11 protein-coding genes are annotated in these 11243 nt (G+C 60.8%); 4 read left to right on the top strand and 7 right to left on the bottom strand.

Annotated elements, in window-relative coordinates:
* Nucleotides 1-74: 74 nt before the first annotated feature.
* The gene (locus MW046_RS10510; protein ID WP_247993060.1) at nucleotides 75-1358 is read right to left on the bottom strand and encodes an Hvo_1808 family surface protein; all 1284 of its coding nucleotides are present in this window, start codon (nucleotides 1356-1358) and stop codon (nucleotides 75-77) included.
* On the bottom strand, nucleotides 1351-2808 hold the full coding sequence (locus tag MW046_RS10505) for an Hvo_1808 family surface protein (protein WP_247993059.1): 1458 nt from the start codon (nucleotides 2806-2808) through the stop codon (nucleotides 1351-1353). The genes MW046_RS10510 and MW046_RS10505 overlap by 8 nt, the downstream gene beginning before the upstream one ends.
* 74 nt (nucleotides 2809-2882) lie before the next feature.
* Here MW046_RS10505 and MW046_RS10500 point away from each other — a divergent pair, with 74 nt between their 5' ends.
* Nucleotides 2883-3455: a cysteine hydrolase family protein gene (locus MW046_RS10500; RefSeq protein WP_247993058.1), complete on the top strand. Its 573-nt coding sequence runs from the start codon at nucleotides 2883-2885 to the stop codon at nucleotides 3453-3455.
* Nucleotides 3456-3476: 21 nt separating this feature from the next.
* Here the strand turns inward: MW046_RS10500 and MW046_RS10495 are convergent, their stop codons facing one another.
* Nucleotides 3477-3923 (bottom strand): PaaI family thioesterase, encoded by a 447-nt coding sequence (locus MW046_RS10495; RefSeq protein ID WP_247993057.1) that lies wholly within the window; start codon nucleotides 3921-3923, stop codon nucleotides 3477-3479.
* A gap of 178 nt (nucleotides 3924-4101) precedes the next feature.
* Between MW046_RS10495 and MW046_RS10490 the strand changes: the two genes are divergently transcribed.
* Nucleotides 4102-5115: a zinc-dependent alcohol dehydrogenase family protein gene (locus MW046_RS10490; protein ID WP_247993056.1), complete on the top strand. Its 1014-nt coding sequence runs from the start codon at nucleotides 4102-4104 to the stop codon at nucleotides 5113-5115.
* Between the two features lie 9 nt (nucleotides 5116-5124).
* On the opposite strand, the gene MW046_RS10485 is transcribed toward MW046_RS10490, so the two are convergent.
* Nucleotides 5125-5979 carry a DUF8155 domain-containing protein gene (locus MW046_RS10485; protein ID WP_247993055.1) on the bottom strand — a complete coding sequence of 285 codons (855 nt, stop codon included), beginning with the start codon at nucleotides 5977-5979 and terminating at the stop codon, nucleotides 5125-5127.
* Nucleotides 5980-6031: 52 nt separating this feature from the next.
* On the opposite strand from MW046_RS10485, the gene MW046_RS10480 reads away from it, so the two are divergent.
* Together MW046_RS10480 and MW046_RS10475 are read left to right on the top strand one after the other, a co-directional pair.
* Nucleotides 6032-6709, top strand: coding sequence for a lipoyl protein ligase domain-containing protein (locus MW046_RS10480; protein ID WP_247993054.1), 678 nt, complete (start codon nucleotides 6032-6034; stop codon nucleotides 6707-6709).
* A 62-nt stretch (nucleotides 6710-6771) separates the two neighbouring features.
* Nucleotides 6772-8049, top strand: coding sequence for a dihydroorotase (locus MW046_RS10475; RefSeq protein ID WP_247994766.1), 1278 nt, complete (start codon nucleotides 6772-6774; stop codon nucleotides 8047-8049).
* A gap of 3 nt (nucleotides 8050-8052) precedes the next feature.
* Here the strand turns inward: MW046_RS10475 and MW046_RS10470 are convergent, their stop codons facing one another.
* The 3 genes from MW046_RS10470 to MW046_RS10460 form a co-directional block, all read right to left on the bottom strand.
* Nucleotides 8053-9762, bottom strand: coding sequence for a PQQ-dependent sugar dehydrogenase (locus MW046_RS10470; protein ID WP_247993053.1), 1710 nt, complete (start codon nucleotides 9760-9762; stop codon nucleotides 8053-8055).
* A gap of 142 nt (nucleotides 9763-9904) precedes the next feature.
* On the bottom strand, nucleotides 9905-10285 hold the full coding sequence (locus MW046_RS10465; protein ID WP_247993052.1) for a DUF7268 family protein: 381 nt from the start codon (nucleotides 10283-10285) through the stop codon (nucleotides 9905-9907).
* Between the two features lie 6 nt (nucleotides 10286-10291).
* On the bottom strand, nucleotides 10292-11242 hold the full coding sequence (locus tag MW046_RS10460; RefSeq protein ID WP_247993051.1) for an ABC transporter permease: 951 nt from the start codon (nucleotides 11240-11242) through the stop codon (nucleotides 10292-10294).
* Nucleotide 11243: the final 1 nt, after the last annotated feature.

Here is an 11243-nt window from a genome sequence, read left to right as displayed (position 1 = left end):
ACGGAAAGCGATCGCAGCACAGGCCTATTCACGCCCGCCGTGAACGACAGGATTCTCTCGCTGTTTAAAGATAGTCAGTGAATTCGATCGAGTTCGTCGGCTGTGGGAGCATTCACGATGGTTACGGTTCGGCCCTCGCGGGTCACCCGGAACGCGTCGGCGTAGGGATCGGATTCGGGAAGACGGTGCGTTCCGTCGACGGCGCTGGCGTTGTGTTGCTCAAGGAGCCGTTCGTATCCGTCTACGAACTGTTTTGCGTCCCGTTCCGTGTCCCATTTCGTTTTCCAGACGTAGCCGTTCTGCCCGTCCGTGTTGTTGTAGGGAACGAGCCGGTCACCAGCCCACCCCGTAGACATCGGATGGGAGTAGTTTTCTCGACCGTTCTGCGGAGCCGGGATGACGCCGTTGGTCCGAAACATCGTGTATATCGACGCTTCGCCGACCGTTTCGGTCCCGGGCGAAGCAGTAAATCGCTGCCACTGCTCGGCTGAACGATCAGCTATCCGGACGGATTCGGGACTTTCGTCCGGGTATCGCGTCGGGTGGATGATTTGCTCGGTACTTTCGGGAAGCGATTCGTAGGCGTCGTTGACCGTTTCCCATCCTCCGCGCTCGGAGAGCGCCTCAATGAACGCCGGCCCTTTGACGTAGGGCATGCTGATCGTCGTGTACACACCCTGATTTCGGTCGGAGCGGTCGGAGGGCTGTACCGGTCGTGGAAGACACGACCACGATCCTTCACACCGGCGTCGATACTCGTATTCCACTGCGTTTGCATCACCTTCGATCAATCCGTTAGTCGCAAGCTGTGCATCCTGCGTCTCGTCGCGGACGTTGAGGGTGAGCTGTTGGTCCTGAAGGGCGTGTGTGAGTTCGTGTGCAAGGGTGTAGGGATCGATACGAGGGGTATCGCTGTCGCTCACGATGACGATATCCTCCTCGGAGTAGTACCCAAGCACAGAGCCACGGTACACGTCCGAGATGGCTTCCGTCGCGTTCGTGGATTCGTCGACGAGAAACAGCGCTTCCCACACCTGTTCGGTCCACTCGGTCTCGTTCGTCGATGAAAGCCCGAACTGGTTGCGTTGCTCGCGGTACTCGGCACGGGAAATGACGCGGACAGAAACATCACGGTCGAACTCCAACCCTCGAATCACCTCGATACGAGCCATCGTTCGATGGACAACGCTCTCGCGTTCGGACTCGTTGAGACCGTCATCGGTGGTCACGTCCAGTTCGTCGGTCGCGCTGTATCCGCCCTCCTGTCCGAGATCGTCTCCCGTCCCGAAGGGGGTGGAACAGCCAGCGATCACTGTGGACAGCGTGAGGACGAGGAGAGCTATTTGCCGGTCATCCATTGGACGCCTCCGATCGAACGTCGCCGAGATCCTCAGTCGTGGGTGCGTTCACGATGACGACCGTCGAATCGGTCACCGTTAGCGAGAACGCATCCGCAAAGGGACCGTCCTCAATGACCCACGTTCCGTCACCGGTTTTCGTTCCACCCCAATGGCTGAGAAGCGCTCGGTATGCATCTGCAAATTCCGAGGCGTTCTGTGAGGAGTCCCAGTTCGATTTCCAGACGTACCCCGTCTTGTCGTTTTTCTCGTACACGTGGAGCCGATCCCCGTTCCATCCCGTCGTGGCTGAGAGGCTGTAGTTGAGGGAGTTCGAACTTCCATCCCCACTGGGGTTCAAAATCGCCTTTCGAGAGACGACTTCGGATCGGTTGTACGAATCGAACGCCGTTTGGGCGAACATCACGGTCATCGCCGACTGACCGAGAACGGCGTGATCCGGGCGTGTCGCGCCTCGTTTCTCGGGATCTAGATGGACCCGATCCCAGCCGTTTCGGTTCCGGTCCGTAAGAGAAACCGACGCCGGACGGTCAGTGTCGTACGTTTCGGGATGGATCACCTGCTCGGTCGTTTCAGGTGGCTCCGAAAACAGTTCGTCGACCCGATCCCATCCGCCTTGACGCTGATTGGCGGTGACGAACTCCAGCCCCTCGGCGTACGGGAAGTAATCGAGTAGATAGACGCCCCAGTTGTCCGGTGGCGACGTGCTGCCACCCGACTCGGCGTTCGGGAGACAGTTCCACTCACCGGAACAGAGCGACATGTATCGTTGTTGAACGAGGTTCGCCTCGCCTTCGATCAGTCCGTTGACCGCATTGTACTCGTCTCGTGTCGTTTTGTTGTACGATGAGAGATTGAAATGCTGGTCTTGAAGGGCGTGCGTAAGTTCATGAGCGAGTGTCTTTTCACCGTCGAGCGTCGGCGTTTCGCTGTCGCTCACGATCACGATCGACTCCTCGTCGTTGCTGTAGTAGCCCAGAACGTTTTCCCCGCGGCTGGTGCTTTGGGTGCTGAGTGAATTAGTCCCTTCACCGACAAGAAACATCGCTTCGAATTTCGCGTTATCGAACTGCTGGAACGACTCCGATACGTTCGCCGTTTCTTGTCCCTGTTTGAACTCGGATCGAGACCGGATATCGACCGAAACGTCCTGTTTGAAATCCGTTCCACGAACGAGTTCCACGCGGGCCATGGCTCTCGAAACGACGGCCTCCCGTTCGCTTTCGTTGAGACCGTCGGTAGCTTCGATCGAGAGCGTTTGATTGTGGGTGTAGCCGTTGTGGCGACCGATGTCGGGATCGTCAGTCCCACCCGGCGCGGTCAGAGTGCCCTGACTGTTCGGCGCAGAGGGAGCCGTTTCGGTCGGGGACGAATCTGTTCCGAGGGTCGGCATGGAGCCACACCCAGCGAGAACGACCATAACGAGAAGCATCACCGGACGGAATCGCATATCTAACCGTGAGTGGCAACCGGGAAAAACACCACGGAAGAAACGTTTTGCCTCCTGCTCATCAATCTTCAGCCATGCAGTTTGATCCCGAGACGACCGCAGCGGTGGTCGTCGACATGCAAAATGGATTTTGTCACCCGGATGGGAGCCTGTACGCCCCCGACAGCGAAGCGGCCATCGATCCCGTTCGTGAGGTCGTCGAACTGGCGCGCGCCGTGGGTGCACAGGTGATTTACACCCGTGATGTCCACACAGACGAACAGTTCGAGGACACCCACTACTACGACGAGTTCGACCGGTGGGGCGAGCACCTGCTCGAAGGAACGTGGGAGACCGAGATCGTCGAGGGACTTCCCGTGGAACCCGACGATCACGTCGTCACAAAACACACTTACGACGCGTTCTATCGCACCGATCTCGAAGGGTTTCTGGATACCCACGGCATTCGGGATCTGCTCATCTGTGGGACGCTCGCCAACGTTTGTGTGCTGCATACCGCCGGTAGTGCCGGTCTTCGGGATTTCCGCCCCGTCGTCGTCGAGGATGCAGTCGGTTCCATCGAGGACCATCACCGCGAGTACGCGCTCGAACACGCTGATTGGTTGTTTGGAGAGGTCAAACCGATCGACGCGATCGAATTCGCGTAATGGCGCTGTCGGGTCGGTCAGCTACCCCTGAAACAGACGATAGGCTCCTTGGCCGACAGCAACAGGGTGGGTTTCGTCGTCGGGGGTCTGGCTTTCGACGGTCACCCGGCTGATTCCGACGGAGTTGCCGGCTCGGATGACCTCGGCGCGGGCGGTGAGATCACCGGCCGCCCGCCGGAGGTAGTTGACGTTGAGGTTGATCGTGGCCACGCCACCACCGAGTGGGTTGTCGAGATGGGGTCGAAGCGCCACTCCGCCGGCGGTGTCGACGAGCGTGGCCGCGATGCCGCCGTGCATCGTCGGGGGTTCGGTCGGATTGGTGAGCTTCTCGTCGAAGGGAATGGTGAGCGTCATGCTGTCGTGTGTAAACTCATCGACCGTCACGCCGAGCCACGAGAGATAGCCGTGGTTCTGCTCGATGAACTGCTGCACCATCGCAACGACATCGTCCGGAAATTCCTCGGACATGCCCCTGCTCACGGATGAGTAGGCTTGTACTCACCGATCACCGTCGAAATTGACGGCGGATTCGGACGAAATCCTGCCACACCGACCGTAATGGGACACCTGTATCTGTCGACTCCGGTGGGACACGTCGGTGAACCGAAGAAGGATGTATCGATGTATCGAAAAACAGAACAGAACGATGAAAGCCTACGAAGTGCAAGAGACCGATCCCGACTACGAGGGAGTCGTCCAGATCGAGCGCGAACAGCCGACACCAGCCGCTGATGGGGCGCTTGTCCGTATTCATGCCTGTTCGCTCAACTACCGCGATCTCGCCATCGCAAACGCCGATCTCGTCTATCCCGGCGCGAATCTCCCGGTAATCCCGCTGTCCGATGGCGCTGGCGAGGTCGTCGCGGTCGGTGAGGACGTGTCCCGGCTCTCTGTGGGAGACCGCGTCGCAACGCCGTTCGCGCCCGACTGGATCGATGGGGAGGGCACGCCCGAACAGCTATCCCGATCGACAGGTGGATCCATCGATGGGGCGCTGGCCGAATACGTGACGTTTCCTGCCGAAAGCGTTGCTCTCCTCCCAGATCATCTCTCCTACGAGCAGGGCGCAACGCTCTCGTGTGCGGGGCTGACAGCGTGGCGGGCACTCGTCGAGGACGGCGATCTCAGTGCTGGAGAGTCCGTTCTCGCGCTCGGGACGGGCGGCGTGTCGACGTTCGCGTTGCAGTTCGCCACAATGCACGGTGCTACTGCGGTCGTCACCTCTTCGAGCGACGAGAAGCTCGAACGAGCCAGCGAACTCGGTGCTGAGGAAACCATCAACTACGAATCGACGCCCGAATGGGGCGAGACCGTCCACCAGCGCACTGATGGCGTCGATCACGTCATCGAGGTCGGTGGAGCAGGAACCTTGGCGCAGTCGTTGCAAGCGGCCAGCGCCAACGGCCACATCCATCTCATCGGCGTGCTCAGTGATCCCGGGAGCGGCGTCGATCCCACTCCTATGATCCACAAATCGCTCACAGTCACTGGAGTGAGCGTCGGAAGCCGAGCGATGTTCGACCGGATGAACGACGCCATTGCCGCGACGGGCATGGAGCCGATCGTCGACCGCGTGTTCGACTTCGAAGATATCCGGGAGGCGTACCGGTACGTCGACCGCGGCGAACACCACGGCAAGGTCGTCGTTTCGGTCGAATGATTCCCAGTTTCAGTCAGCGTGTCGAATTCCGATGGTGATGTGCTCGCCCACTTCGAACCGAGCGTCGGGACAGATCAGCTTGACGCCGAACGAATCGCGGGACAAAAAGAACGACAGTCCCGTAATCGGGGTTCCGTTGGCCCGGAGCTCGATATCGTCCCACTGCACGCTCCGGCCGTCAGCACTGCCGACGTGTGCGCTAGCCACCGAGACGTCCTCGGTGGTCCCGTCCGAGACAGTCACATCCACGCCGAGGCGTCCACCGCCGGCGTAGTGGGGACAGCCGCCATCAAGCACGCTGGAACCGGTGTCCGATCCCGCGTCCACACCAACAAAGCACGCACCCGGATCGGGATGTTCGGGTCGGTCGAGAACGACGTACGTCTCCCCGCGCTCAACGACGCGACCGGTGCCATCCCACGCGAGCGCACGGAGGGGGACATCGACGTCGATCGGAAGCGATCCCGACGCCCGGTAGGGATCGGCGTCAGGCGGACGAAAGCCTAGATGGATGTGGTCGTCGACCCACGGATCGAAAAATCCGGCGCGAACGAACGTGCCGATCGGATCGCCGACAGCGACGAAATTGCCCGGTTCGATCGCCGGATCGACGTGAAGCAACCGGGCGATCGACGCACCCGTATCGAGGAGTAGCAGGTGATCATGGGCCGAGGTGTACGGCGTTTCTGGAGCACGTACGCGCTGTGTATCGAGCACCGTTCCCGCCACGGGGCTGTGCGCAGTCGTTTCGCCGGGCTGGGGGTAGAGATCGATCGCGCACCCGCTGTCATGAGCCGTGTACGGCGAATTGTACAACGAGAAGCGCTGGTACTCCATCAGCACATCACTACCGAGGGTCGGCATACGTCCGAGGCTTCGAGCGCGAACCTTTAGCCCCGTCGCTCGAAGAACCCGTATGCGCGTGCTCCGCGGTCGAGGCGATACGATCGAGGACGATCGCTCGTACACTCGTGAACTACTCGAAACCACGCGTGAAACTGGCGAGTCAGGAGTTCGGGTGTGGCGACCCCCACGACAGATCGCCTTTGGCCGGCGTGACACTCGTGAAAGCGGGTACGAAACCGCCCGAGCGGCCGCGAGCGACCACGACTATCCACCAACCGAACGCCCGGTCGGGGGACGGGCAGTCGCCTACACGGGATCGACGGTCGCGTTCGCGCAGTCCAAACGGATCGACGACATCCGAACCGGGCTGCAATCTCGGTATTCGGCCGCGACGACCGACATCCAGGTGGCGCTGTCCCGGCTGGGTGTCGATGCAGCACCCGGTGAACCGGACGACTCGTTCTGTCCGGGCAGCCACTCGCTCCAAGCGACGGGAAAGATCGTCGGGATCGCCCAACGCGTTCAAAAAGGGGTCGCGTTGGTCGCCGGGATCGTTATCGTCCGTGACCACGCCGCGATCGCGGCGGTGCTCGAAGACGTCTACGACGCGCTCGGATTGCCGTTCGATCCCGACAGCGTCGGCAGCGTCGACCGTGCTGACGGTCCGAGTGATCCTCAGGCTGTCATCCACGAGATCGAACAGTCGCTCGTCGATGACGATCCCACGATCGAACGGCTACGGCTATGAGAGACAGCGAGACGGTCGGCGTCGATCGCCGCAGTGAAGTCACTCATGAGGGTATCGAGCGTATGCTCATCGAAACTGCCACGCTCGCCGATGGTCGCGTCCGAGACGTTCGTGTCACGGACGGACGGATCGAGACGATCGATTCGTCACTGTCCCCGCAGGCCGACGAGACCGTTCGGAACGGGGAGGGGAAGCTTCTCTTACCGGGCATGATCGACACCCACGTCCATTTCCGAGAGCCGGGCGCATCCCACAAGGAGACGTGGACGACCGGGAGTAAAAGCGCGGCAGCGGGCGGCGTGACGACTGTGGTCGATCAACCGAACACCGATCCACCGACGACAACCCCCCAAGCGTTCGAAGAGAAACGAGAACTCGCGCAGGCGTCGTACGTCGATTTCGGACTCAACGGCGGGGTGACACCGGACTGGTCCCCGGCTCTCCTCGAAGAGCCGTTGTTCGCGCTGGGCGAGGTGTTTCTGGCGGATTCGACGGGGAATATGGGAATCGACACCGATCTCTTCGAAACCGCTCTCCAAGCGGCCACCGAGCACGACATCACCGTCACCGTCCACGCCGAGGACGCGACTCAGTTCGAGGCGTCCGCCAGAGAGCGATCCGACGCCGACGCATGGAGCGCCTACCGAACACCCGACGCCGAGATCGCTGCCGTCGAGCATGCGTGTGACATCGGGACCGCCCTCGACACGCAGGTCCACATCGCCCACACCAGCACCCCGGCGGGCATCGATCGGGCCACCGCCGCGGGGATGACGTGTGAAGTGACGCCCCATCACCTGTTTCTCAGCAGAAACGATCTCGACGAACTGGGCACGTTTGGACGGATGAACCCCCCACTCCGGAGCGAGGACCGCCGACAGGCGGTGTACGATCGGGTGGCCGATGGCACTGTCGACCTGATCGCCACTGACCACGCACCCCACACGCGCGCCGAGAAGGAGACCAGCATCTGGGACGCCCCGAGCGGGGTTCCCGGCGTGGAAACCGCACTGCCGCTCCTTCTCGAAGAAGCCCGAGCGGGCCGACTCGGCTACGAACGGGTTCGTGATCTCACCGCCACGAACCCGGCCCGGCTGTTCGAGTTGCCACGAAAAGGACGGATCGAAGCGGGGCGAGACGCCGATCTCGTACTCGTCGATCCGGACGAAACGCAGGAGATCACCGCCGACCGCCTCCATTCGAACTGCGAATGGACTCCCTTCGAAGGACGGCGAGGAGTCTTCCCCGAGTGGACGATGGTCAGGGGACGGATCGTCTACGAAAACGGCGACTTCGGAGCGCGCGTTGGACGGAACGTACGCGATCGAACCGCCCCGTAGGCGCTACTCGGTCGGAACGATCTTCTGTACCGTACCGGTCTCACCGTCGACGGTCCCTTGCTCGTTCGTCAGGACGTACAGCTCGCCGTCGTGGTCGCGCCCGAACGCGAGGACGTACCGATCGAACGACTCTACGACGAGTCGCTCCATCGACCACTGTTCGGTATCGTCTGCTGGGCGCGAGGCGGCGAACAGCCCGCCGTTCGCGTCGCCGAAGACGTACGTGTCCGTGAGTTCGGGGATGGTGTCGTTCGAGTAGACGTACCCGCCGATGACGGAGATCCCGATCGACTCCCCGTCGTGGCGGTGTGGATACTCGATCACGGGATCGATCAGCGATTCCCCACCACGAACGTCCGAGGATGTCTCAGTCGGACAGTTCTCGGGCGGCGTTTCGGGACTGTCAGTACTGAAACAGCGCGAACCCTCTTTGACGTTCCAGCCGTAGTTCCCACCGCTCTCGACGATATTGATCTCCTCAAAGCGTTCTTGCCCGACATCCGCAACGAACAGCTCGCCGTCGGTAAACGACAACCGCCACGGATTGCGAAATCCCCACGCGTACTGTTCGTCGAAACCCTCCCGTCCGACGAGTGGGTTATCATCGGGGATCGAGTACGGCTTGCCACACTGTGTGTCATCGACGTCGAGACGAAGGATACTCCCGAGCAGATTTTCGGTAACGTCCTGACCGTTGCCACCGTCGTTGCCCGCATACCAATCGTCGACGTGGCCCAGACCCGTATCATCGCCGTCACCCCCATCGCCGACCGGAACGTAGAGATAGCCGTCCGGGCCGAACGCGATGTCACCGGCGTTATGATTGAACTGGGGCTGCGGTATTTCGAGCAGCACACGCTCGGTCTCGGAATCGGCCCGACGGAGGTCTGTGGTCGCTCGAAACTCCGAGAGGACGAACGTGTGATCGTAGTTCTCAGGAGCTCCGTCCCGTAGAGGGGCGCTGTAGCGCACGTAGAACCGGCGATTGGACTCGAATTCGGGGTGGAATGCGAGTCCGAGCAGGCCGCGTTCATCGTAACCGTTCACACCGACGTTCACGAGCCGATCACTGATGTCCATGAACGGCTCGTTTTCTACGCCATCAGGACCATGTACGTAGATCTGACCGGTCTGATCCGTGATGAACCGCCTGTCTCGTTGTTCCTCAGCAACAACGAAGTTCGTCGGCGAGACCAACCCCTCGGCGACCGTCTCCAACTCCACGGAGGGACCCTCCGGAATGAACGGTTCGTCACCGTCGTCTGGATCCCCATCGCCGATCTGTATCGCACCCCGCATCGATGCGGGATGCACCGAACAGTAGTATTCGGCCATCTCCTCGGTCGCCTCGAATTCGAGCGTCAGCGTCGCCCCTTGTTCGTCGACGATTTCCGTTCCGACGATTTCCTCCTCGTTCGCATCGAGGATGACGAAATCGTGGGGCAGTCCGTCGACGTTCTCCCAGACGATCGTGTACGTTTGTCCAACCGATAGCTCCAATGTCGGATTCGTCTCCCCGTCGATGGACGACGGCGTACGCCCCTCCCAGCCGGGAGTTACGCCGCCGAATTCGAAAGACGGAGTGTCCTGTGCAACCGCGATCCCGCCACCCCCGATGAGTGCTCCAGTCGCCCCAACAGCCTTGAGAAACGCTCGTCGGGTCTCGACCGGCAACGACATCCTCTCATATTGGTTATCACCTATCTCGTCCATGAATATTACTAACCAATATAGTATAATAAAAGTTATCTTAGATATGATTTTAGCATTTATTGTTAAACGATAGTAACAGGTTCGATACGGTAGCGATGCCAGCGGGCACAACAGGAACGGTGTCGGGAACCATCGACCGGGCTTACGCCCACAGTGAGGACACTACGATCACGCCGACCATTCCACCGAAGCCGAAGCCACCGATTCGGGCCATCGCTCGTCGGGAATCGGCTTCAGACCAGTTCATTCCGGTGTCGAGATACCGTTGGGCGTTTTCGACGCTCGAGCCTGCGAGTACCGAACCTGACCAGCCCAGTAGTCCGAATCCGAAACAGAGCGCTCCGAGCGAGAACGCCTGCGTACTCACGAAGGCCAGATCGTACGGGGTGGCGAGCAAGAGGCCTATGACTCCGAGAACAGCGAGCACACCGCCCCCGAGGGCGGCCGAGCCGATCAGACGGACGCGGGCGCGTATCCACGGCCACAACATCTGGTTCGCGCGTAACCAAGGGATTCGACCCATCGATACTCAGTCGATGGCGTCGCGCATCCGGGGATCGAGCGCGTCACGCATGCCGTCACCCAAGAGGTTGAACCCGAGAACGGTCAGCGCGAGGAACAGACCGGGGAAAAATGCCCACCACCACGCGCTGTGGAGTCCGTGGTCGACGCCGTTCGAGAGCATCCAGCCCCACGATGGCGTGCCAGCCTCGGCTCCGAAGCCCAAAAACGACAGCGCCGCGAGATCGATGATCGCCAACCCGAAGTTGAGCGTGCTCTGGACGGTGACCGGTGCGAGACAGTTCGGCACGACGTGGCGCACGAGTACCCGGAAATCCTTCGCTCCGAGCGCGACCGTAGCGTCGATGTACTCGTCTTCCATCACTTTGAGCGCAGCACCGCGGACGACACGGGAAAACCGTGGCGTGTACACGAGCACCAGTGCGATCACGGCGTTTTCGAGACCGGTACCGAAGATAGCGACCAACGCGAGCGCCAGCAACAACGATGGGAATGCGAGCAGTATGTCCATCGTCCGCATGATGACGTTGTCAACGATGTTGCCGTAGTAAGCGGCAAGAATCCCCAAACCAACACCCAGGATCGTCGACGCGCCGACCGTGATGGTTCCCCATTTCAGGGCGAGCCACGCGCCATACATCACGCGCGGGAAGATGCTCCGTGCCTGTCCGTCTAGCCCGAACGGATACCGTAGGCTGGGCGGTGCTTTAGCCATGCCCGAGTTGCCACTGAGGTTCGAGAGAGTGATCGCTTGGTACTGGCCATCGGTCAACGGCGGAAGGCCGCCGATAAACACCCGGGCGTAGATTGCGAGGCCAGTGATCGTGGCGATGATGAGCAGACCCACGATGGCCAGCCGATTCGATGCGAGCTCCGAGAGAAACTGTGAATCCCGAAGCCGGGCCAATAGACCGCGAATCCCTCGTTGTCGTCTGTTCGTGTGTGTGTGTGTGCTCATT

The organism is Halocatena salina, assembly GCF_023115355.1.
Taxonomy (GTDB): domain Archaea; phylum Halobacteriota; class Halobacteria; order Halobacteriales; family Haloarculaceae; genus Halocatena; species Halocatena salina.
The sequence above is the reverse complement of the archived record's forward strand: the minus strand, read 5'-3'. Positions and strand labels throughout refer to the sequence as shown.